Here is a 22,346-nt window from a genome sequence, read left to right on the forward strand (position 1 = left end):
CGCGTCAGTCACCCAGAATGGCTTTGAGGCCAGCCATATCGGTGATCGCAATTTCGCGACTTTTCACCGAAATAATTGCCTTTTTCTGCAGGCTTGAGAAGCCCCGGCTGACTGTTTCCAGCGTCAGGCCCAGGTATTCTCCGATATCGCCACGCGTCATCTGCAGCAGGAATCTGTCCGGAGAGAGTTGGCAGCGGGCATACCGTGTTGACAGGCTGAGCAGGAACGACGCCAGTCTCTGTTCTGCGGTGTAACTGCTGAGCAGGGTGTGGATGTGTTGGTCCTTGACGATTTCGTTGCCCATGATGGCAAAAAAACGGCTCTGCAAATTGGGCAGTTGATGGCTTAGTTTCTCCAGCTGGGAAAAGGGTATTTCGCAAATGGAAGCGTGCTCAAGCGCCATGGTGGAGACACCGTGGATGCGTGTGCCAATGCCGTCCATACCCAGAATTTCGCCCGGCATGTAAAAGCCGGTGACACGGCTTTTCCCATCGCTGGTGAGAGTGTAAGACTTGAAACTGCCACTGCGCACCGCGTATACGGAGCGGAACTCATCACGCTGTCGATACAGGTGCTCGCCTTTGATAAGCGGACGGTTCCGCTCAATGATGTTGTCGAGCTGCTGGATCTCGGATTTGTTGAGTGCGATGGGCAAACACAAATCACTGAGCCGGCAGTTGCTGCAACTGGCGGCGGGGTTGTGCGGACACGGCCTCGCCCGCAAGCTGTCAGAGGCGGCGCTGGTGCCTATCGTCTCGCGCGCGGGAGTGTCTCGCACGAGGGGGTCGCGCTGGGCGTCAACAGGTTGGTAGGTCATTTAATCCTTCACTTACCGACACGAACAGTCATGATGTCGCAACTGGCACCGTGCAGTACTTTGTTGGCAGTGGAGCCTAGCAGCAGTTTCCAGCCGGAGGTGCCGTGGCTGCCGATGACAATGAGGTCAGCACCGATTTCTTCGGCTTTGCTGCGGATTTCGGTCGCCGCTGCACCTGCCAGAATCACTTGTCTGTCCGACGGGATGCCGTGTTTTTCAGCAATACCGGCCAGGCGCTGACTGGCTATGGCCATCGCTTCTTCCTGCAGTTTGGTCATGTTGATGGCGTAGGCATCGATAGGGTAGGCCGCCGCGACTGGCTCAACGACGTGCGTGAGGTAAATCCTGCTAACCTCGCCACCGGCCAGCTCCAGAGCGCGTTCAATTATTCTGGTGGACTCATTGGACAGATCGACGGCGACTAAAACGCTTTGATAGCTCATGATTATGTGCTCCGTCGTACATAGTATTGATTGAGATCAAAAAACGATCCGCTGTCCGGAGTTTAACTGAGTACCTGCAAAATGAGAAGCGGCCAGCTCTGTCCGGATTGATAAGTCGTGCGGATTGACATACTCTCGGTTATCGCTGTTCTGTGTAATCCATGCCGGAGGCTAACATGTTCAGGCTCAGTAAAATTCTGGTTGTCATCGAACCGGAGCAGGACGATCAGCTCGCGCTGGATAAAGCCATTCGTCTGGCGCGGGTTAGTGGTGCCAGTCTGGAGTTGGTGATTTGTGACCACAATGCCTATCTGGACGATGGTTTTTACTTCGACCCGCCGCAGGCCCGCCTGTTGCGCCAGGAACACGTCGAGCGCAACCGACTGTTGCTGGAAGACATGGCGAAGGTAATCAGACAGCAGGGTTTTGCGGTCACGGTGGATGCGCTTTGGGGTAACCCATCGTATCAGAAGTTGATTGAAAAAGTGCTGTCCAGCAAGCCTGACCTGTTGATTCAAAGTACGCGTCATCACGAAAAAATCGCACGCCTGCTGCTCTCCCATCAGGACTGGCAATTGTTACGCTACTGCCCATGTCCATTATTGCTGGTCAAAGACCTCGCCTGGCCGGAACATCCGCTATTGGTGGCGGCTGTTGATCCGGTTCACAGCAATGACAAACCGGCGGATCTTGACCACCAGCTGACCGATGTTGCGCATTCGCTGGCGAAACTTACCGGCGGCGACGTGCGCTTGTTCCATTCCTGCTATCAGGCGCCGGTATCCGGCGTCTATCCGCTGGTTGTGGACAAGGCGCTGTACCGGGAGAAAACGGCGGGCCTGCTGGCTGCCTTTTCATTGCCTGAAGATGCGCTTTGCATCAGTGACGAAATAGTCACGCAGGCATTGCCTGCCTATCTGAAGCAGCAGCAAGCCAGTGTGTTGGTCATGGGGGCAGTGTCGCGCTCTGCGCTTGACCGGTTCTTTGTCGGCAGTACGGCGGAAAAGCTGTTGGACCGGGTTGATCAGGATGTACTGGTGGTCAAACCTGCCGGCTTTACAGATACGGTGAAAAAAGCCAGGCCAGAGAATCTCTGAGTCGCGTGGGTAAACTGCGGTTGATAAGGTCCTGGTGTTTGATGCGGGTTGCCTGTTGTGCTTTTTGAGCGTAATAGGCGCCGACACGGGCATTAACCTCTGTCGAGAATAATTCCACGCCCAGTTCGTAATTCAGCCGCAGGCTGCGCGGATCGATATTGGCCGAGCCGATCAGGGTATAACAATCATCAACCAGAAACAGTTTGCTGTGGACAAACGGTGCGGGCTGATAACGAATGTCCAGGCCGGCCTCGAGTAACTGTCGTATGGTATTTTGCATGGCCCAGTGCGCCGCCGCTATGTTGTTGTGACCCGGCAGCAGAATCTGGATGTTGACACCTCGCAGGTGTGCCGCGATCAAGGCACCGATGATGTCGAATGTGGGCAGGAAATATGGGGTCATGATAAACACCCGGGATCTGGCTGCAGAAATGACGCCCAGCATCAGGTTGTTGAGTTTGTCGATGTGTTTGTTCGGGCCGTCCAGAATCAGCCGGCTCCAGATTTGCGCGTCCGCGGCGTTGACGTTGCTTCCCGTGAACGCTTGCACGGGTTTTGTGTTTGTACAGTAGTACCAGTCTTTCCAGAAAGCCCACTCCAGGTCGTCAACAATCTTGCCCTGCAGACGAAAATGCATGTCCAGCACCCGGTTCGGATTGTCTGCACGCTCAGCCAGGTGGCGATCGCCGATATTCTGGCCACCGGTGAATGCCAGCACGCCATCAATAATCAGTAATTTGCGGTGGCTGCGCAAATTGATATTCAGCGACGGTGGAATCAGTGTTAGCGGGTTGAATCTGGTGAACTCAATGTTGCGTGATTTCAGCGCGCGGCCTATGCGGCGCGGGAAGCTCATCATTTCGCCCAGCCCGTCGACAATGACCTTGACCTCGACACCGCGACTGACAGCGGCTGCCAGCGCATCGGCGAGCTGCAGGCCGCTGGTGTTATGGTCAAATATATACGATGCAAGCAGTATCCGGTGCTGTGCTGCGTTTATGGCCTGCACCATGGCAGGGTAGAGCTGTTCGCCGTTCTCCAGTAGTTCAAGCTCGGTACAGGCGCTGAGCCCTTTTTGTGTCAACGACTCCCCGACCGTGGACAGCGGGCGGTATGACGTGCCGGGAGGATCACAGATAGTGGTCAGGGAGTCCCGGTTAAGTTTGCTGTCGTAGTCCTTTTGGGCACGGGTACGAACCCGATTGATGCCAAACAGGTAGTACAGCACAGGGCCTGCCAGGGGCAGAATGATACACAGGGCAATCCAGCCAAAGGCGGCTTTGGGATCACGTTTATGAAGCAGTGCATGACCTGCGGTGACCAATCCTATGGCCAGTAAAACGAGAGGTAGCAGCCAGACCCAGACCTGAGTGTCGTTCATGATCGTTCTTGCTCCTGATTTCAGGACCGTTGGTTAAAGACCTGTAGTTTAAGACCTGTAGTTTAAGACTTGTAGCTGGAGGCCCGGATTCACGGGGCGCTGAAACTGATATCTGTGATCATGGCACAATGATCGGAGAACTCGCGCCAGTGATTGCCTGACAACGTGGTGCAGGCATGCACATCAAAGCCACGCAGATAAATCCTGTCCATGGGCAAAACCGGCAGGAATGCCGGGAAGGTTTTAGCACAGGTGCCGTGAGTCGCTTCATGCGCTTCACAAACGCCGAGGCTGGCTACCAGTGCACGATGCGTAATCTGTCGCCAGTCATTGAAATCCCCGGCGATGACCAGGCGGGCATCGGCCGGAATGCATCGCTTGACGTGTTCAATCAGCCGCAGAGTTTGCAGGCGCCGTTCTTTTTCGAACAAACCAAAATGAATGCAGATCAGGTGTATATCGTTGGCGATGACACCATGCAGAAAACCACGATGTGAAAAGTTAACGAACGATGCGTCAATATTGTCCCAGCTAAGGAACGGGCTCTCGCTGAGAATGGCGTTGCCATGATGGCCGTGCTGGTAAATGGCGTTCTTGCCATAGGCATGATGTGTCCACACAGTGTCGGCGAGGAATTCAAGTTGGGTTTCGGCGGGCCAGTGGTGCACTTTTTTGCGATGTCTCTGGTTGTCGCCCACAACCTCCTGCAGGAACACCAGGTCCGCCTTGCTGGCGCGCAGCTGTTCGCGTATGTGTGACAGAACCAGGCGACGGGGGCCCATCGCAAATCCTTTGTGAATGTTCAGCGTCAGGATTTTCAAATGCGTTCCGGACATGGTTGGAGGGGTTACCTGTTGTGTTTCATGATTAAAACATCGCAAGGGGTATCGTAGAGGATTTTTTCTGCCGTGCTGCCAATGATGGCGTTCTCGACGACATTGCGTGACAGCGCGCCAAGCACCAGCACGTTAGCGCGGTCCTTGCGAATGGTTTGCAGCAGGGTCTTGATCAGATCGCCGCGGGTCATGGTTACCTGGTCGTCTGTCAGGCCGTGCGCAGTAATGAGTGAGTGGACCCGACCCCAGTGGATGGTCCGTACTTCCCGGACATAGTCTTCGGCATCAACCACCTTGGGAAACATGGCGCTCAGGTCGGGAAAGTAGCAATGGAATACCCGGGCATTGAGTTGCAATGACTTCGCCAGCGTGACCGTGGTATCAAGCAGCAAATGATCAAGCTGGTTTTGTTCCGCCTTGCTGTGCAATGGATCAACAGAGGCCATGATGGCGCCGTCTTCGGCCCAGGGCCGGGCCTTCACTAACAGCAATGGCGAGGGACAGCTTTTAACCAGCTTCCAGTCGGTGTTGGTGATCAGTATGCGCGACAGTGCTGACTGTTTTTGCACGCTTTTCAGCGTCATGTCGGGCTCGAATTCGCGTATTTTGCCCAGGATGACGTCAGCGCCATTTTTGTCGGTGCTAAAATAGGTTTCCGTTTCAATGCCCTGCGCTTCAAACCGGGCTTTTAGCGCCGTCAGACGGGATTGATAGTGTTCGGTGAAAAGCTGTTTCTGGGTGCGAAAGAACCGTGACGCCAGCCCTGGTGTCACGTCGCTGGGTTGCGGCAGTACATTGGCCTTGTTCATCAGCAACAGGACGCGCGATTTACCATAGAAAGCCAGCAGAATGGCTCTTTCAATGACAAAGTCACTGTCGATGTCGGGGTCGACAATGACCAATAGTTTTTTCAGGTTTTTCACAATCTTGCTTGCCCCACCCAGGTCCGCCATATCAGCGACTCATATTGGGTAAACAACCCTCTGCTTGTCAAGTCGCGCAGATTTGGTGCGGGCGTCAGGCGTGTTTCAGCGGGGCCAGTTTGTCCAGCACATACTGTGGCAGGGCAAAGGCGGCGTGATGCAGCTCGGGGGTGTAGTAGCGACTGTGGATAGCGCTGGCCTGCCAGCGTTTTTGTAGCGTTGCCAGGTCGGTGCGGCGCAGAGAAGGTTCGTCGCTGGCCCAGGCAAAGGTCATGATGCCGCCAACGTAGGTCGGTACGGCCGCGCCATAGAAGTGCCAGTCCCGGTACAGGCGATTGAGACGACCTGCGGTGTTGGTGACTTCGTCTGTTTGCATGAATACGACACCGTTCTGTGTCACCAGAATGCCACCGGGATTGAGGCAGCGCTGGCATCCTGCGTAAAAATCCTTGGTGAACAGAATTTCGCCGGGCCCTTGCGGATCAGTGGAGTCGGAGATGATAACGTCAAAACGCTGATCGGTGGTTTGCACAAAATCGAAGCCGTCGCCGATGACGATATTGGCGCGCGGGTCGTCGTAAGCCCCGTCGCTGTGGGCGGGCAGGTACTCACGCGCCATGTCGATGACAGCCTGGTCGATTTCAACCTGGGTGACATGTGCAACCGATTGGTGCCGGCAGACTTCACGCAGAATGCCGCCATCGCCTCCACCGATAATAAGTACGCGGGTGGCGTTGCCATGCGCCATCAGCGGCACGTGAGTCAGCATCTCGTGGTAGATGAACTCGTCACGCTCGGTGGTCTGGACGATACCGTCGAGCGCCATGACGCGACCAAATTGACGGTTGTTGAAAATCATCAGGTGTTGATGGTCGGTTTTGTGTTCAAACAGGACTTCGTCGACAGTGAAAGACTGGCCATAGCCCGAATAAAGTGTTTCTGTCCAATGACGAGCTGACATCCGGCGTCTCCTGTGGCGACAAGGCGGTACTGCGACGAAAGGGGTGGGGCTGGAGGTGCCTGCGCGCCGGGTGGCACGCAGGCAGTGTTGACGGCCTGCTTTACTCTTCGGTTGCCGGCTGGGTCAAACCGCGAAGTTGTTCGCCAACGGTTACGCGCGTCGGGTGGAAGGCTTCCTTAAGAATAGGAACCGCCTTTTCCGGTTGCGCATCGCCGCACATAAAGATATCGAATGCGGCATAACCACGCTCCGGCCAGGTATGCACACTGATGTGTGATTCGGCCAGTACCGCAACGCCGGAAATGCCGCCGTTGGGGGTAAAGTGATGCATGTGAATGTGCAGCAGGGTGGCGCCGCAGTGATCAACGCAGTCGCGGAAGGCTTTTTCCATGGTGTCGAGGTCGGTCAGATTCTCAGCGCCCCAGAAGTCTATCAGCAAATGCGTACCGGCAAATTCCAGTCCATTGCGGTGAATAAAGTGATCTTTCGCATCGTCCGCGGGCGCACCGGTGAAAGTAGGCCATTCACTCTCGTTCGCGCTGGTGTCGGTTGGTTTGAGAGACTCTTTAATGGAGGAGATTGTGCTCATAATCCGGGCCCCAAAAAAAGATGGCGGTGAACTTATAAACCTGCGTTTTGCTGCGACTAAACAGTATGCGTCGGGCTATAAGCCTCCACACCATGCGTGGTAAATTTATCAATGACGGTCGAACTGCTCGAAGTTTTAATTTCGAGAAGTGACAGAGGGAACGCAGTTTATGGATTTTTGGCTGAAATACAAGTGAATTTTGCGTTTTTTTGCCGTTCCTGCGCTGATTTTGCTCGGAAAGGGGACGGAGGATATTTTCACGCAGGGCGGTCTTCAAAGCCGCGCTTATATCCTCCGTCCCCTTTACGCGCTCCCGCAGCGCGGTTTCTAAAACCGCATCTATATCTGCCGTCCCCTTAAAACCAGGTAAGGATCAGTGGCAGCCGGCTTCCGGAATCAGCGTGACGCTCCTCCGCAAGCGTCGCTCGCTGTCCCACTACTCCCGAAATCCTCGATTGAGGCAAGTGCCTGGAGGCTGGCTGCGGGTCTGAGTATCAGGAAGCGTCCTTGATCATGTTGCGGGCGATGATGATCTGCTGGATCTGACTGGTGCCCTCATAGAGACGGAACAGTCGCACGTCGCGGTAGAAACGCTCAACGGCATATTCAGAGATGTAACCGGCGCCGCCGTGGATCTGCACGGCACGGTCCGCGACCCGGCCAACCATTTCGGTGGCGAACAGTTTACAGGCGGCCGATTCGGTGCTGATGTTTTTGCTTTCGTCACGCATACGGGCGGCATCCAGCACCATACACTTGGCGGCGTAGCTTTCGGTTTTGGAGTCGGCCAGCATGGCCTGGATGAGCTGATGTTCAGCGATCGCTTTGCCGAACTGCTTACGTTCGATGGCATAATGCAGCGCATCGTCAATCAGGCGCTCAGCGATACCAACGCTGAAGCCGGCAATGTGCAGACGTCCGCGGTCGAGTACTTTCATCGCGGTGATGAAGCCCTGGCCTTCTTCGCCAATCAGGTTGGCGGCGGGCACACGGCAATCTTCAAAGATGACGTCACAGGTCAGTGAGCCGGCCTGACCCATTTTCTTGTCGATGGCGCCCAGGGTTATGCCCGGTGTACCTTTTTCCACAATAAAGGCAGAGATGCCGCGAGCGCCTTTGATTTCTGGATTGGTCCGCGCCATCACATTGAAGGTGTCGGCAACCGGGCCATTGGTAATGTAGCGCTTGGTACCGTTGATGATGTAATGATCACCGTCGCGCACGGCTGTTGTTTTCAGCGCGGCGGCATCGGAGCCCACATCCGGTTCGGTCAGGCAGAAGCAGCCTACCCACTCGCCACTGGCATACTTGGGCAGAAATTTCTGTTTCTGTTCTTCGGTGCCATCAAATACCACAGCGGCTGAACCGATACCGTTATTGGTGCCCAGAATCGAGCGGAAGGCGGGTGATGTGCGACCCAGTGCCATGGCAACATGAATCTCTTCTTCCATGGTCAGGCCCAGGCCGCCGTACTCTTCCGGAATCGTCATGCCGAACAGGCCAAGTTCTTTCATTTCCTGAATAATGTCGTCAGGAACCTTGTATTCTTCTGCCACCTGCTGCTCAGCGGGAACCAACCTCTCGCGAACAAAACGGTCAACAATATCAATGAGTTGATTAAGCGTTTCCTGGTCTCGTATCATGCTTAGCCTCTGCCGTAAACGTTGCCAATAATTCTATAGAACGAAAGCTCGTCATAATAACGCGATTGCCTGTCCCGAGTCGAATTCCACGGTATGTTTGCTTGTGCTACCATTGCGGCCCTGCTTATTTTGCATGCTATGGGGAACAAGAGAACAGTCCTATGAGTCAATTACACGAAGCCTTTATTTATGATGGTGGCCGCACCGCATTTGGTCGTCACGGGGGTGCCTTGTCGCCCTTGCGCCCTGATGATTTGCTCGCTCATGTGATCAGAACGGTTGTTGGACGAAATGTGTTCAGCCCGGAGGCCTATGAGGATGTCATCATGGGCAATACCAATCAGGCCGGCGAGGATTGTCGCAACGTGGGCCGTTTTGCTGCGTTGCTGGCAGGTATGCCGACCTCGGTCGCTGGTCTGACTGTCAATCGTTTGTGTGGTTCCGGCCTGGCCGCAGTGCTGGACGCCAGTCGGGGTGTGAAAGCCGGTGAAGGCGGCCTGTTTGTTGCCGGTGGGGTCGAGTCCATGAGCCGCGCGCCGCTGATTCTGTCCAAGGCCCAGTCCGCGTTTGATCGCGGCCAGCAGATAGCTGACAGTACTTTGGGGGCGAGATTTACCAATCCGTTGATTTCCAAAGGGTTTGGTGATGACACCATGCCGCAGACGGCGGACAATATCGCCAGCGACCTGGGCATCAGCCGGGAAGACAGTGATGCATTTGCCGCGGCTTCTCAGGCGAAGTACGAAGCTGCCCGCGTGGCCGGGTTCTTCAAAGACGAAATAATACCGGTAGAAGTGCCGCAGGGCCGCAAGAAGCCGCCGCGAGTTGTGGATGCCGATGAGCATCCGCGCGCCGACTCCACTGCGCAAGTGCTTGCAGGGCTGCGACCGCTGTTTGAGGGTGGCGTGGTTACTGCGGGTAACGCCTCCGGTATCAATGACGGCGCCGCCGCATTGATTATCGGCAATGCCGCGATGGGTGAGAAGTATGGTGTCAAACCGCGTGGCCGTATTATCGCCGGTGCCGTTGCTGGCGTAGAGCCCCGGGTGATGGGTCTGGGACCGGTGTTTGCTGCGCGCAAAGCGTTGGATCGCGCAGGGTTGAAACTGTCCGATATGGATATCATTGAAATCAACGAAGCATTTGCGACCCAGGTCCTGGGCTGTCTGAAAATGCTGGAAGTGGACTTTAATGATCCGCGCGTTAACCCCAACGGCGGTGCCATCGCTGTGGGCCATCCGCTGGGTGCGTCAGGCGCCCGCATTGCGCTGACAACGTTGCGTGAGCTCGAGCGAACCGGTGGCCGTTATGCAATGGTCAGCTTGTGTATCGGTATTGGCCAGGGTGTTGCTGCCGTCATTGAGCGCCTTGACTGAACAACTTTTTACTTTAATTCCGGAATCAGTGTTTAGTTATACGATTGCCAATAAATGCTGAGTTCCGGGAAACTAAATTTTCTGAAAATCATGTAAAGGATTCACTCATGTCCAGTGTCGTCAGTTACGAAATCGTCAAAAATATTGGTGTCATCAAAGTTGACAGCCCGCCCGTCAACGCTTTGTCTCAAGCAGTCCGCGAAGGGATTCTGACTGCCGTGCAAAATGCACAGAAAGATGACACCGATGCGTTGGTGTTGATGTGCGAAGGTCGCACATTCATTGCAGGTGCCGATATCACTGAATTCGGCAAGCCACCGAAGGACCCGTCGCTGCCTGATGTACTGACTGCGCTGGAAAACTCTTCCAAGCTGGTGGTCGCTGCCATTCACGGCACCGCGCTGGGTGGCGGGTTTGAAACCGCACTGAGCTGCCACTACCGATGTGCTGTACCGTCGGCGAAAGTAGGCCTGCCCGAAGTGAAGCTGGGCTTGTTGCCTGGCGCCGGCGGCACCCAGCGCGTGCCACGCATTGCGGGTGTCAAGGCGGCGCTGGACATGATTACCAGGGGTGACCCGATTGCAGCAGCCAAGGCCAGCGATATGGGGCTGATTGACGAAGTGTTAAGTGGCGATGATCTGAAAGCGGCGGCTGTGGCCTATGCGCAGGATCTGGTTGAGTCTGGCGCGCCTCTGAAGCGTGTGCGCGACATAACGATCGACCCTGCCAGCATTGAGCCGGGCTTTTTCGACGGCTACCGCAAGGCGTTGGCCAAGCGCGCCCGTGGTCAGATTGCCCAGGACAGAATCGTGTCCTGCGTCGAAGCAGCGGTCTACAAGTCCATGGACGAAGGTCTGGCGGTTGAGCGGGAGCTGTTTACCGAGCTGGTTACTTCGCCACAGTCCCGAGCCATGCGTCATGCCTTCTTTGCTGAGCGTGAAGCGACGAAGATCAAGGGACTGCCGAAGGACACGCCGGTGCGCGATATCAAAAAGGTCGCCATCATCGGTGGCGGCACCATGGGTGGTGGTATTGCCATGTGTTTTGCCAACGCTGGTATTCCGGTGATCATGGTTGAGATCAATGATGAAGCGCTGGAGCGCGGTCTGGGCATCATCCGCAAAAACTACACCATCACTGTGCAGAAAGGTCGCATGTCGGAGCAGGACATGGACAAGCGCATGGCGTTGATCAGTGGCACTACTGACTATGCTGACCTGGGCGATGTGGATCTGGCCATTGAGGCCGTGTTTGAAAATCCGGATATCAAGAAAGAAGTATTTACCAAGCTGGACGCGGCCTGCAAGCCGGGCGCGATTCTGGCGTCCAATACTTCTTACCAGGATGTGAATCTGATCGCTGAAGCGACCAAGCGCCCGCAGGATGTTGTCGGCATGCACTTCTTCAGCCCGGCCAATGTGATGAAGTTGCTTGAAGTTGTGCGCGCTGACAAGACCGCGGACGATGTGCTGGCCACAGTCATGCAGATCGGCAAGAAAATCGGCAAGGTCTGTGCGCTGTCACGCGTCTGTTACGGCTTTATCGGCAACCGCATGTTGCAGGGCTACGGTCGTCAGGCACACATGTTGCTGCTCGATGGCGCGACCCCGGAGCAGGTCGATTCGGCGGCCGAAGAATTCGGCATGGCCATGGGCCCGCTGGCAGTGGGTGATCTGGCTGGCCTGGATATCGGATACAAGGCGCGCCAGGCACGTACCGATGTTGAGCATGACCCGAAAACGCATTGTATTGCCACCGCGCTGGTGGAGATGGGTCGCATGGGGCAAAAGACAGGTGCCGGGTACTACAAATATGATGCGGCCACCCGGGCGCGTCAGAATGACCCGGAAGTGGAAGCCCTGATTCGTGAGAAAGCCAAGGAGCTGGGTATCGAGCAGCGTGAAATCAGCAAGCAGGAAATTGTCGATCGCCTGTTCTTCCCGTTGATCAATGAAGGCGCTCTGATTCTGGATGAAGGCATCGCTCAGCGTCCGGGTGATATCGACGTGGTGTATCTGTACGGTTATGGATTCCCCGCTGCCAAAGGCGGCCCCATGTTCTACGCCGATGAGGTGGGTCTGAAAAACGTGGTGGCGCGCATCAATGAATTTGCCCGAACTCTGGGTGAAGACTACTGGAAGCCGGCACCATTGCTGGTCAAACTGGCCAGCGAAGAAAAAACCTTTGCCGACTGGGCCAAAGAGAACTCGTAAAGAGACAACGCACAAGGGGAACAAGCATGATTGCTTATCAAACTGCGGCGCCTGGCGCGCCGCTGGAGCGGATAGAGACGGCAACACCGACCCCGGCAGGCACCGAAGTGCTGGTAAAGATGGTCGCCTGTGGCGTTTGTCACTCCGATATCCACCTGCACGATGGTGAATTTAATCTGGGCAACGACAAGAAGCTGGAAGTTGGCCGTCCCGGACTGGTACTGGGTCACGAAATCTTCGGCGAAGTGGTTGCTGTCGGCCCTGATGCGCAGGGTGTCGCGGTGGGAGATCGCCGTGTTGTGTATCCCTGGATTGGCTGTGGCGACTGTGCTTCCTGCCGTCGTGGTGAGGAGCACCTGTGCACGCCGGGTCGCGGTCTGGGCACGGTCGCACAGGGCGGTTTCGCGGATCACGTGGTGGTGCCGCATCCACGTTACCTGTTTGACAAAGGCAGTGTCGACGACTCGCTGGCATCGACTTATGCCTGCTCCGGCCTGACTGCTTACAGCGCCCTGAAAAAGGTGGGTGAATTGACCGACGGCGATGAAGTCGTGCTGATCGGCGCCGGTGGTGTTGGCATGATGGCGCTTCAGGTCGCGTTGGCACAAGGCATCAAGCCCATCGTTGTGGATATTGATGACAGCAAGCTTGAAGCCGCCAGGGCACTGGGTGCCAAGGCCGTCTTTAACTCAGGTGACAGAGCCACGGTGAAAGAGATCAAGAAACTGACGGGCGGTGGCGCGTTTGCCGCGATCGATTTTGTCGGTGCTGAGGCTTCGGTCAATTATGGTCTGGGCTGTCTGCGCAAAGGCGGCAAGATCATCATTGTGGGTCTTTATGGCGGTGCTCTGAATATTCCGCTGCCCTTTATCCCGATGAATGCCCGTATTATTCAGGGTACTTACGTCGGCAGTCTGCAGGAGATGGGTGAGCTGATGACACTGGTTCGGGCAGGCAAGATTGCGCCGATCAGGATCGAAGAACGCCCGCTGGATCAGGCCAGTCAGGCCCTGGCTGATCTGAAGGCCGGGCAGGTCCAGGGGCGCGTGGTACTGAGAGGTTGACAACCGTGTTTTGCTCATTTCGCAGTGCCGGCGAAATGAGCAAAAACAGTCAATTCAGCTGATTTCAGGCTTGTTGCCTGATATCCTGAAGACTAGATCACCATTCAGGCCGCAGCGATCCATCATGATTTATCTCATTGCCCGTGCGCTTCTTGTCGGCATTGGCTACTATATTTTTGCCACGTTGGGGGCAACCTATACCGTCGTTGATGTCGGTATATCGGTGTTGTGGCCAGCCAACGCGGTGCTGCTGGCCGCATTCCTCATTTTTCCCCCGCGTCAATGGCCGTTGATGGCCTTGATGACGCTTGGTGCCGAAGTGTTGGTGGGGTTGTCGTTTACGCCTGTCAGCGCTTCACTGGCATTCGGTCTGATCAATATCTTTGAGGTGACGCTGGCGGCATGGCTGATTCGCCGAAGCACAGCGGGCGAGTTTGATTTTGACCGGGTCGCCAGCGCGACTCGATTTCTTGTGTTCGGCCCGGTGTTGGCGTCCTGTCTTGCAGGTTTGTTGGGAGCCTGGGTTTATGTCTGGCTGGGCCAGGACATCAGCGGCTACTGGTCGTTATGGCGTCTGTGGTGGTTCGGAGATGCGCTCGGGCTGTTGCTGATGACGCCATTACTGGTGGCCTTGTGGCGGTTCATGGGTCGCGGGATGCCCGCCTTCAGGCCCTGGCGATTGCTGGAGCTCGGGACTTTGTGGGGAGCGCTGCTGCTGGTGGCTCCCGTCGCGTTTCGAGACTGGAGCGGTGACGCTTTTGACTTTAATCTGACGCCTATCGTGATTCTGCCGTTGGGCATCTGGGCCGCCATCCGTTTTGGGGTGCTGGTCACCGTCACGACACTGGTAGTGATCGCGACACTGGCGATCAGATATCTGGTGAATGAAGTCTACCCCATTGGTAGCAGCAGTCCCCAGGAGGCCGTTTGGGCAGTTCAGGAGTTCCTGGCGATTGTGGCCATTGTATCGGTCGGGCTGTCGGTCTTGCTGGCTGAAATTCGCCAACAGAATGCCGGGCTGGAAAAACGAATTCAGGAGCGAACCTCGTCTCTGGCGCAGGCCAACGCAGAGCTCAATGCGACCAATGAATGGCTGCGCTCGCTGGTGTCGACAGATTTTCTGACCGGCATTGCCAACCGCCGCGCCTTTGATGAAAACGGTGAGCGCATCCTGCAACAGATGAAACGCGAGCAATCACCGGTGTCCGCCATCATGTTTGATCTGGATCATTTCAAAAAGATTAATGATGTTCTGGGGCACGATGCCGGGGATCAGGTGTTGCGTGACATTATCGCCCCGGTAATATCGGTGCTGAGACCACTGGACCTGTTTTGCCGCTATGGCGGCGAGGAGTTTCTGGTTCTGTTGCCGGGCGCAGACCTGAATGAGGCTGCCGGTATTGCTGAACGCATTCGCCAGACCATTGCCGACCTTGAGGTCCAGTACAAGGAGGAAGTCGTGCGGGTGACAGTCAGCCTGGGCGCGGCGGAATGGGATGGCGTGCAACATCTCGATGAGTTGGTGCACGCTGCCGACAAGGCACTTTATGCGGCCAAGCACAGCGGTCGAAATTGTGTCCGGTTGACTGATAACGGGATTATTCACTCGTCGGCTTTGACCTGAAAGCGATGTTTGTGCGCATATGTGTCGCGCTCAGAGGCACGGTCGCATTCGTGTATACTGATTGCTCAAGCAATAATAATTAATGGGGACCTGCCTTATGATAACGAAAAAATACCTGATCCCGATTCTGCTCAGTCTGTCGTTTTCCGCGTCAGCTGATACCCCCGCGTCCGGGTTGCCAATGGCAAGTCCGGAAAGTGTCGGTATGTCAGCACAGCGTCTGTCACGTATTGATGACTTCATGCAGCGCTATATTGACGATGAGATGGTTGCCGGCACAGTGACCTTGGTGGCGCGGCAGGGCAAGGTCGTGCACTTCAGGGCGCAAGGCATGAAAGATGTCGGACGCGGTCAGGAAATGACGACGGATACCATATTCCGCATGGCGTCGATGACCAAGCCGATCGCATCAGTGGCACTGATGATGTTGTACGAAGAAGGCTGGTTCCAGCTCGATGACCCGATCTCGGACTGGTTGCCGGAATTCAGTAACATGATGATCGAGGTCGAAAACGCTGATGGCAGTACGCGCCTGGAGCCGGCACAAACACCCATCAGTTTTACCCATATCCTGACGCACACCGCCGGTTTGATGAACAGTTACCGTGGCGATGTTGCCCGCTACTCTGAGGTATCACGCGTGCGGGGTGATGAAGACCTGGCGACCTGGACTGAGCGGCTGGCCACGTTGCCGCTGCGTTACGAGCCGGGCACGCGCTGGGAGTATTCGGCCGCGACCAGCGTGGTGGGTCGTCTGGTAGAAGTGATATCTGGTCTGGATTTAGATACATTTTTTCATCAGCGCATTTTTGAACCCCTGCAAATGCGCGACACCTATTTTTATCTGCCGGAACACAAGGTCGACCGTTTCGCGACGCTGTACGGCCCGAATCCTGACGACAACAATCGCATGATGCTGACCGAGGTGGGTGACGCCAACAGCCGGTATGTGGCCGAACCGACGACGTTCTTCTCAGGTGCAGGTGGCCTGGTGTCTACAGCACATGACTACATCCGTTTCCAGCAGATGATGCTGAACGGCGGCGAGCTGGATGGTGTGCGCCTGCTGGGGCCAAAAACGGTGGAGCTGATATTCGCCAACCATACGGGTGATCTGCCCTTATGGCTGAGCGGCCCGGGCATGGGCTTTGGTCTGGGGTATTCCGTAGTGCTGGATCGAGCGGAAGCACATACATCCGATTCCGAGGGATCGGTCTCGTGGGGCGGTGCGTTCGGGACCTTGTTCTGGATTGATCCGGCTGAAGAACTGGTCGCGATAGTATTGACGCAGATCCGGCCCTATTCGCATATCCGCATACGTGAGGGTTTTCACAATGTGGTAAATCAGGCGATCGTGGATTAATACTGCGGTTTTTTTAGCCTCCTTGTTCACGGGCAGTGGCAGGGTGTTTGGGTCTCGGAACGGCGCTGCGCGCCTGATTGTTCCTCGACGCAAACACCCTGCCACTGCCTGCCCTCATAGGGTGGTTGAGGAACGGGGCAATACAAAAGCCTGCCTGCTCCGGTCAGGAAAATTCCTGCATCTCTTTCATTAATTGACTATACATTCACTGAGGCGTTCCACAATTTCTCAGGAGAGAATTCCAGCGCCGTAAATCACAACAGCTAACACCAAAAGGAGTTTGGTTATGGTTGAATTAAATGAGCAGGAAATTGGCCAGGTGAGTGGCGGCATAGCGCCATTTATCGGATTGGCTGCAGCAGTTTATTCACAGTTCACCGCGACGACATTGACCGGAGCAGTTGTCGCAAGAGTTGGATTGGCGACCGCGGTCTATGGTGCTGGATCTTACATCAACGACAACAGCTAGAGGTCATGGTTTGCGGGCGGCTGAGGCGATACTCTGCCGCCTGGAAATCAATATCCAGGAGGTTTAAGTTGGTTGGGACAATATTGGTAGGCATAGTGGCAGTCGCTGCGTATGCAGCGGGTGTGCCGCTGATTCCTTTGCTGTTATTCGTTGTTGCGGGAACCTGCATAGAGTATTGCTGGATTCATAAAAAAAACGACGGTTGAGGCGTCCGGATGGTTGGTGCTTTGTAACACAGCCCATTCAAGCGCATAATGCGCCGTTTTCTGCGTAATAGAGATCGGCGATATGACCTTGCGTGAGTGGTTCTGGATTCTATTCCTGGGAGCGGTCTGGGGAGGATCCTTTATTTTTAATGCCTTGTTGATCCGTGAGCTCGGTCCATTGTGGGTTACTGCGCTGCGGGTGAGCATTGGCGCACTGGGCTGCTGGCTGTTCCTGTTTGCCATGCGCAAGCCGATCCCCAGGGATCCGGGGCTGTGGCTGAAGCTTGGTTTGCTGGGGGTGTTGAACTACGCCATCCCGTTCGCGCTGTTTCCGATGGCGCAGGCTGATCTGGCCAGTGGTGTGGCTGCCATTATCAATGCGTTGACGCCCATCATGACGGTGCTGGTATCGCAATTCTGGGTCAATGGCGAGCGTATTACCTGGACCAAGACGATCGGGGTGATTGCCGGGTTTACCGGCGTCGCCATTCTGGCGTCACCGGCGTTGCAGGCCGGCGGGGATACCCGGCTGTGGGCCATTGCTGCCTGTCTGCTGGCGACGCTGTGTTATGCGCTGGCGCTGAACGTTGCCCGCAGCTTCCAGAAGGTGGAGCCTACCGCACTGACCTCGATTGCGCTGACCGGGGCGGCAGTGGCTTCGCTGCCCGTGGCGTTGCTGGCAGAGGGTGTGCCTCGTATGGTGTTACCGGCAACATGGATGGCGGCACTGGCGATCGGGCTGATTTCCACGGCGTTCACCTTCCAGGTCATGTATCGTTTGTTGCCTCTGGTAGGTGCAACCAATTTCTCAACTACTACCCTGATAGCGCCGGTATCGGCGATCATCCTGGGCCTGGTGTTTCTGGGTGAGGTGATATTGCCGTCGCATGTGCTGGGCATGGTGGTGATTTTTGTCGGCCTTATGTTTATTGACGGGCGACTGCCACGATTGTTGGGTTTGATGCGTTGATTATCACGTTCAGGTATATGTCTCCCGTCAGCTATAGATTTCGTTGATTTAACCCCTGTTTTTTCATAGTGTTTCGGTATAACGCTTGTTAGACTTCAGGATGGTCTCAACTGATCTATGAAACGAAAACGGAGGTGTGTCTTGCACGATCTGGAAGCATTTCGCGCGGAAACCCGCGCCTGGCTGGAGGACAACTGTCCGGCCTCAATGCGTACACCCATGCCCGAGGACGAGGTAGTCTGGGGTGGGCGTAATGCGGTATTCAGGAACCCGGACAGCAAGCTCTGGCTGGAACGCATGGCCGACAAAGGCTGGACGACACCAACCTGGCCGCAGGAGTACGGCGGTGGTGGCCTGGACAAGGCGCACAGCCTGGTGCTGGCGGAAGAAATGCAACGTATCGCTGCGCGACCACCTCTGGTGAGCTTTGGTATCAGCATGCTGGGACCGGTGTTGCTGGAGATGGCAACCCATGAGCAGAAGCTGGAGCACATCCCGAAAATCGTCCGCGGTGAAATCCGCTGGTGTCAGGGTTACAGTGAGCCGGGTGCCGGCTCAGACCTGGCAGGTCTGGGTACCAAGGCAATTCTGCAGGGCGATGACTACATCATCAATGGATCCAAGATCTGGACTTCATATGCAGACCAGGCGGACTGGATTTTTTGCCTGGTGCGCACTGATTTCGAGGCCCCCAAACACAGCGGTATCAGCTTTATTCTGTTTGATATGGCCAGCTCCGGCGTCAGCACCAAGCCCATCAAGCTGATCAGCGGTAACTCGGTTTTTTGTGAAACCTTTTTCGATGATGTTCGGGTGCCGGTTAGCAATCTGGTGGGTCGCCTTAACGATGGCTGGACCATTGCCAAACGCCTGTTGCAACACGAGCGCACCATGATCTCCGGCTTTGGCCTGAGCAGCGGCCGCAACAATCGTGGTGGGCTGGCCGACAGTCTGGCGGAGACGGCCATGTTGTATCGCGGCGATGTGGTGGAGTTGTCGGACCCTGTGCTGCGCGACCAGATTGCGCAGTTCAGGATCGACAGTGAAGCCTTTACGCTGACCTCGCAGCGCTCGGCGCAGGAAGCGAAACAAAGCAAGGGGCCAAATGCCACATCATCTGTGCTGAAAAATTATGGTTGTGAACTCAACAAGCGCAGGTACGAACTGGCATTGCAGGCGGCAGGGACACAGGCGTTGGGCTGGGAGTCACTGACCGAGGATGATAGCGACTTTTCCCAGCAGGAGCTGGCGGTTGCACGGCAGTGGCTACGCTCAAAAGGCAACTCGATTGAGGGTGGCACCTATGAAGTGCAATTGAACGTCATAGCCAAGCGTGTACTGGGTTTGCCGGACATGACCGCCATGGTTGGCAACACGGCTGGCAAGCAAGGCGCAACTGGTCAAAACAGCGCAGCCGAAAAAACCGCAACGGAGTCCTGAACCTATGTCATTGGTATTGAATGAAGATCAAACAATGCTGCAGCAATCGGCTCGGGATTTTTGCCGCGAGCAGGCGCCGGTTGCCGTACTTCGGCATTTACGCGACAGTAAACACCCGGATGGTTATTCCGCCGAAGTGTGGCAGTCCATGGTTGAACTGGGCTGGGCGGGCATGGCCATTCCCGAAGCCTATGAGGGTTTTGGATTTGGTTATTCCGGATTGGGTCTGGTATTGGAAGAAACCGGGCGCACCCTGGTGCCGACACCGCTGGTATCCACTGTGCTGTTGAGTGCAACGCTGATCAACCTGGCTGGCAATGAAGAGCAGAAGCTGGAATTGCTGCCCGGCATCGCCCGGGGTGACAGTGTCGTGGCGCTGGCGCTGGAGGAGACTGCGATTCACAATCCACTGCACATTGAGTTGAAAGCAGTGAAAACCGGATCGGGCTATATTCTCAATGGCAACAAGGACTTTGTGCTGGATGCCCACGTTGCTGATCAATTTATCGTGGTGGCCCGGACCGAAGGCGAGAGCGGACATCAACACGGTATCAGCCTGTTTACGGTTGATGCCGCCAGTCAGGGTGTCGAGGTGCAGAGACTGAACATGGTGGACAGCCGTAATGCCGGCAACATCAGCCTGGTAGATGTCGAAGTTCCCGAAGAGGCGCTGCTGGGCCAGGAAAATAAAGGCTGGGCGGCGTTATCACGCACACTGGATATTGGTCGCATCGGGCTGGCGGCAGAAATGCTGGGTGGTGTCCAGGAAGTGTTCGAGCGCACGGTGGAATACATGAAGCAGCGCACGCAGTTTGGTGTGCCCATCGGCGCCTTTCAGGCTCTGCAGCATCGTGCTGCTATCATGTATTCGGAAATCGAGTTGTGCAAATCACTGGTGCTCAAAGCCCTCTACGAGCTGGATCGGGGTGAAGAGGCAGAGGACATCCCGGCGCTGGCCAGCATGTGCAAAGCCAAGCTGTCCGAGATCTATATGCTGGTCACCAATGAAGGTGTGCAGATGCATGGTGGCATCGGCATGACCGACGAGTTTGATATCGGTTTCTTCCTGAAACGCGCCAGGGTGGCTCAACAAACCCTCGGGGATGCCGCATTTCATCGTGACCGTTATGCCAGCTTGCGTGGCTTCTGACCATGATCCTGTTGGTGCTTGGCCTGTTGTTGGCGGTACTGGCGTTTTTTCCGCAAATGTGGGTTCAGTATGTTATGAAAAAGCATCACCGCGAAGACCCGACCCTGGCGGGTACCGGCGGTGAACTGGCCGAGCATCTGGTGTCACGCTTCAAGCTGGATGGCATTATTGTTGAAACCACAGAGGAAGGCCGGGACCATTTTGACCCGGCCGCACAAGCGGTCAGGCTGAGTCCGAGTAATTATAACGGAAAGTCGATAACCGCAGTCGCGGTCGCAGCTCATGAGGTCGGTCACGCCATCCAATATCATCGCAGGGAAGCCATTTTTGAATTGCGCAAAAAATATATGCCGACAGCGGCCAGGTTCAGCAAGATCGGTGTAGCCCTGATGGTGTCAGTACCGGTGGCGGGGTTGGTGCTGCGCTCACCGGTTGCCATCGGTGTTGTTATCGGGCTCAGCGTGCTTTTTCAGTTGCTGGGGGCCTTGGCGTACCTGATTGTGCTCCCGGAAGAGTGGGATGCGAGCTTCAATAAGGCAATGCCCATTCTGGTAGATGGCGAGTACATCTCACCTGATCAGCGCCATGGTATACAGAAAGTTCTCAAGGCCGCCGCCTTGACCTATTTTGCCGGTGCGCTGGCGAATATTCTCAATATCGGCCGCTGGTTGATGATTCTGCGGCGCTGAGCGGCGTACCTGCCCAAGACCATAAGTCACAATAACGCAAAAGGAACAGACCATGAACTATTTTCGCCGTAGCCTGCTATGTCTTGCTCTGTTGGTGCTGTCGTTCACCGCAGCGGCTCAGTCTTCCGGACAAAGCTGGGTAGATCTTGCCGTGCATAATTTTGGCGCTCCCATCAATACCATGTGGGCGGAAGGTGAGTTGTCATTTGCCGATGATGGCACCATGGTATATTGCAGCGCGCGGGAAGACATGGCCGTCGCACCGGGTGACCCCAAGGATCTGTATATCGCCACCTTCAATGCCGACACCGGTAGCTGGAATACCCCGGTGAATATGGGGTTGCCAATAAATGCGGCGCCTGCCACCAATGTTGATCCGCTGCGTCTGGGCGATGACCGCGAGCCCTGGATAACGGCAGACGGCAACACTATTTATTTCAAATCAGACCGGTTGGCCACGACCTCGCCACGCAATAATAATGACGTGTTTGTCACGCGCAAAGTCAATGGCGAATGGTCTGAGCCGGCGTTGGTGGGTTACCCGGTCAGCACCAATGAGGGTGATGAGCATTGTCCCGCCATTCTTCAGGACGGAGAAACATTGTGCTTTGCGTCGCGCCGGGCCGGGGGATATGGTGGCTCGGATATCTGGTGTTCGAAACCTGATGGTAATGGTGGCTGGCTGGAGCCGGTCAATCAAGGTCCCAGTATCAATACTGCGGCAGAAGAGTTTCACTTCAGCCAGGACAAAAGTGGCATGGTCTACTTCAGTTCGGCCAGAGCGGGGGGTTATGGTGGCATGGATATATGGGGCGCCATGCAACTGGGCGACAATGAATGGGATACTGCTTACAATCTGGGGCCACTGGTCAATACCGATGCAGCAGACATGTGCCCGGCGTTACCACCGGGCGGCGACTCCATTACATGGTTTTCCACCCGACAAGACAACAGCTTGGGCAATATCGATATTTTCTGGACCCATAAGGCCAATATCGAACAGGGCAGATGAGTTGTGTCACTGCAGTCCAAGAAGAAGGGGGTGCGTTACTTTTCGCTGTGCGAAAAGAACCACCCCCTTCTGTTCGCTGC

20 protein-coding genes are annotated in these 22,346 nt (G+C 55.7%); 12 read left to right on the plus strand and 8 right to left on the minus strand.

Translation table 11 applies throughout. The features are described 5' to 3' along the window. Positions 1 to 4: 4 nt before the first annotated feature. Positions 5 to 817: a fumarate/nitrate reduction transcriptional regulator Fnr gene (locus ENH71_RS01125; protein ID WP_294133661.1), complete on the minus strand. Its 813-nt coding sequence runs from the start codon at positions 815 to 817 to the stop codon at positions 5 to 7. 8 nt (positions 818 to 825) lie between these two features. After that, on the minus strand, positions 826 to 1,260 hold the full coding sequence (locus tag ENH71_RS01130; RefSeq protein WP_294133664.1) for a universal stress protein: 435 nt from the start codon (positions 1,258 to 1,260) through the stop codon (positions 826 to 828). 176 nt (positions 1,261 to 1,436) lie between these two features. Between ENH71_RS01130 and ENH71_RS01135 the strand changes: the two genes are divergently transcribed. Further along, positions 1,437 to 2,357, plus strand: coding sequence for a universal stress protein (locus ENH71_RS01135; RefSeq protein ID WP_294133667.1), 921 nt, complete (start codon positions 1,437 to 1,439; stop codon positions 2,355 to 2,357). On the opposite strand, the gene ENH71_RS01140 is transcribed toward ENH71_RS01135, so the two are convergent. From ENH71_RS01140 to ENH71_RS01165, 6 genes are all read right to left on the minus strand, one after another. Beyond that, a complete protein-coding gene (locus tag ENH71_RS01140) occupies positions 2,317 to 3,738 on the minus strand; it encodes a phospholipase D-like domain-containing protein (RefSeq protein WP_294133669.1) in 1,422 nt (473 codons plus the stop codon). The two genes, ENH71_RS01135 and ENH71_RS01140, sit on opposite strands and share 41 nt — an antisense overlap. Before the next feature lie 89 nt (positions 3,739 to 3,827). Further along, positions 3,828 to 4,574, minus strand: a complete 747-nt coding sequence (locus tag ENH71_RS01145; RefSeq protein WP_294133674.1) for an endonuclease/exonuclease/phosphatase family protein — start codon at positions 4,572 to 4,574, stop codon at positions 3,828 to 3,830. 11 nt (positions 4,575 to 4,585) lie between these two features. Then, positions 4,586 to 5,497 (minus strand): universal stress protein, encoded by a 912-nt coding sequence (locus tag ENH71_RS01150; protein WP_294133677.1) that lies wholly within the window; start codon positions 5,495 to 5,497, stop codon positions 4,586 to 4,588. Positions 5,498 to 5,591: 94 nt separating this feature from the next. Continuing rightward, positions 5,592 to 6,458 (minus strand): polyamine aminopropyltransferase, encoded by an 867-nt coding sequence (speE, locus tag ENH71_RS01155; protein ID WP_294133679.1) that lies wholly within the window; start codon positions 6,456 to 6,458, stop codon positions 5,592 to 5,594. A gap of 100 nt (positions 6,459 to 6,558) precedes the next feature. After that, complete coding sequence (gene speD / locus ENH71_RS01160) at positions 6,559 to 7,047, minus strand: adenosylmethionine decarboxylase (RefSeq protein ID WP_294133681.1); 489 nt, start codon at positions 7,045 to 7,047, stop codon at positions 6,559 to 6,561. 494 nt (positions 7,048 to 7,541) lie between these two features. After that, positions 7,542 to 8,690, minus strand: a complete 1,149-nt coding sequence (locus tag ENH71_RS01165; protein ID WP_294133684.1) for an acyl-CoA dehydrogenase family protein — start codon at positions 8,688 to 8,690, stop codon at positions 7,542 to 7,544. A gap of 161 nt (positions 8,691 to 8,851) precedes the next feature. Between ENH71_RS01165 and ENH71_RS01170 the strand changes: the two genes are divergently transcribed. From ENH71_RS01170 to ENH71_RS01220, 11 genes are all read left to right on the plus strand, one after another. Next, the gene (locus ENH71_RS01170; protein ID WP_294133686.1) at positions 8,852 to 10,066 is read left to right on the plus strand and encodes a 3-oxoadipyl-CoA thiolase; all 1,215 of its coding nucleotides are present in this window, start codon (positions 8,852 to 8,854) and stop codon (positions 10,064 to 10,066) included. Between the two features lie 107 nt (positions 10,067 to 10,173). After that, positions 10,174 to 12,279, plus strand: coding sequence for a 3-hydroxyacyl-CoA dehydrogenase NAD-binding domain-containing protein (locus ENH71_RS01175; protein WP_294133689.1), 2,106 nt, complete (start codon positions 10,174 to 10,176; stop codon positions 12,277 to 12,279). A gap of 26 nt (positions 12,280 to 12,305) precedes the next feature. Further along, positions 12,306 to 13,343, plus strand: a complete 1,038-nt coding sequence (locus ENH71_RS01180) for an alcohol dehydrogenase (protein WP_294133692.1) — start codon at positions 12,306 to 12,308, stop codon at positions 13,341 to 13,343. A 124-nt stretch (positions 13,344 to 13,467) separates the two neighbouring features. Further along, complete coding sequence (locus ENH71_RS01185) at positions 13,468 to 14,967, plus strand: GGDEF domain-containing protein (RefSeq protein WP_294133693.1); 1,500 nt, start codon at positions 13,468 to 13,470, stop codon at positions 14,965 to 14,967. 97 nt (positions 14,968 to 15,064) lie between these two features. After that, positions 15,065 to 16,330 (plus strand): serine hydrolase domain-containing protein, encoded by a 1,266-nt coding sequence (locus ENH71_RS01190; protein ID WP_294133697.1) that lies wholly within the window; start codon positions 15,065 to 15,067, stop codon positions 16,328 to 16,330. A gap of 286 nt (positions 16,331 to 16,616) precedes the next feature. Then, the gene (locus ENH71_RS01195; protein WP_294133700.1) at positions 16,617 to 16,799 is read left to right on the plus strand and encodes a hypothetical protein; all 183 of its coding nucleotides are present in this window, start codon (positions 16,617 to 16,619) and stop codon (positions 16,797 to 16,799) included. A gap of 288 nt (positions 16,800 to 17,087) precedes the next feature. Next, positions 17,088 to 17,975 (plus strand): DMT family transporter, encoded by an 888-nt coding sequence (locus tag ENH71_RS01200; protein ID WP_294133702.1) that lies wholly within the window; start codon positions 17,088 to 17,090, stop codon positions 17,973 to 17,975. 141 nt (positions 17,976 to 18,116) lie between these two features. Then, positions 18,117 to 19,415 (plus strand): acyl-CoA dehydrogenase family protein, encoded by a 1,299-nt coding sequence (locus ENH71_RS01205; RefSeq protein WP_294133705.1) that lies wholly within the window; start codon positions 18,117 to 18,119, stop codon positions 19,413 to 19,415. 4 nt (positions 19,416 to 19,419) lie between these two features. Continuing rightward, on the plus strand, positions 19,420 to 20,565 hold the full coding sequence (locus ENH71_RS01210) for an acyl-CoA dehydrogenase family protein (protein ID WP_294133708.1): 1,146 nt from the start codon (positions 19,420 to 19,422) through the stop codon (positions 20,563 to 20,565). Positions 20,566 to 20,567: 2 nt separating this feature from the next. Continuing rightward, entirely contained in the window at positions 20,568 to 21,254 is a 687-nt protein-coding gene (locus ENH71_RS01215; protein ID WP_294133711.1) for a zinc metallopeptidase, read from the plus strand. Positions 21,255 to 21,306: 52 nt separating this feature from the next. Continuing rightward, a complete protein-coding gene (locus tag ENH71_RS01220) occupies positions 21,307 to 22,266 on the plus strand; it encodes a TolB family protein (RefSeq protein WP_294133714.1) in 960 nt (319 codons plus the stop codon). Positions 22,267 to 22,346: the final 80 nt, after the last annotated feature.

Origin of the sequence: Pseudohongiella sp., from assembly GCF_011050365.1 — a bacterium.
GTDB lineage: Bacteria > Pseudomonadota > Gammaproteobacteria > Pseudomonadales > Pseudohongiellaceae > Pseudohongiella.

Coding starts and splice junctions, on each gene's coding strand:
- ENH71_RS01125 (WP_294133661.1), bottom strand. CDS start 817: ATGACCTACCAACCTGTTGACGCCCAGCGCGACCCCCTCGTGCGAGAC.
- ENH71_RS01130 (WP_294133664.1), bottom strand. CDS start 1,260: ATGAGCTATCAAAGCGTTTTAGTCGCCGTCGATCTGTCCAATGAGTCC.
- ENH71_RS01135 (WP_294133667.1), top strand. CDS start 1,437: ATGTTCAGGCTCAGTAAAATTCTGGTTGTCATCGAACCGGAGCAGGAC.
- ENH71_RS01140 (WP_294133669.1), bottom strand. CDS start 3,738: ATGAACGACACTCAGGTCTGGGTCTGGCTGCTACCTCTCGTTTTACTG.
- ENH71_RS01145 (WP_294133674.1), bottom strand. CDS start 4,574: ATGTCCGGAACGCATTTGAAAATCCTGACGCTGAACATTCACAAAGGA.
- speE (WP_294133679.1), bottom strand. CDS start 6,458: ATGTCAGCTCGTCATTGGACAGAAACACTTTATTCGGGCTATGGCCAG.
- speD (WP_294133681.1), bottom strand. CDS start 7,047: ATGAGCACAATCTCCTCCATTAAAGAGTCTCTCAAACCAACCGACACC.
- ENH71_RS01165 (WP_294133684.1), bottom strand. CDS start 8,690: ATGATACGAGACCAGGAAACGCTTAATCAACTCATTGATATTGTTGAC.
- ENH71_RS01170 (WP_294133686.1), top strand. CDS start 8,852: ATGAGTCAATTACACGAAGCCTTTATTTATGATGGTGGCCGCACCGCA.
- ENH71_RS01175 (WP_294133689.1), top strand. CDS start 10,174: ATGTCCAGTGTCGTCAGTTACGAAATCGTCAAAAATATTGGTGTCATC.
- ENH71_RS01180 (WP_294133692.1), top strand. CDS start 12,306: ATGATTGCTTATCAAACTGCGGCGCCTGGCGCGCCGCTGGAGCGGATA.
- ENH71_RS01185 (WP_294133693.1), top strand. CDS start 13,468: ATGATTTATCTCATTGCCCGTGCGCTTCTTGTCGGCATTGGCTACTAT.
- ENH71_RS01190 (WP_294133697.1), top strand. CDS start 15,065: ATGATAACGAAAAAATACCTGATCCCGATTCTGCTCAGTCTGTCGTTT.
- ENH71_RS01195 (WP_294133700.1), top strand. CDS start 16,617: ATGGTTGAATTAAATGAGCAGGAAATTGGCCAGGTGAGTGGCGGCATA.
- ENH71_RS01200 (WP_294133702.1), top strand. CDS start 17,088: ATGACCTTGCGTGAGTGGTTCTGGATTCTATTCCTGGGAGCGGTCTGG.
- ENH71_RS01210 (WP_294133708.1), top strand. CDS start 19,420: ATGTCATTGGTATTGAATGAAGATCAAACAATGCTGCAGCAATCGGCT.
- ENH71_RS01215 (WP_294133711.1), top strand. CDS start 20,568: ATGATCCTGTTGGTGCTTGGCCTGTTGTTGGCGGTACTGGCGTTTTTT.
- ENH71_RS01220 (WP_294133714.1), top strand. CDS start 21,307: ATGAACTATTTTCGCCGTAGCCTGCTATGTCTTGCTCTGTTGGTGCTG.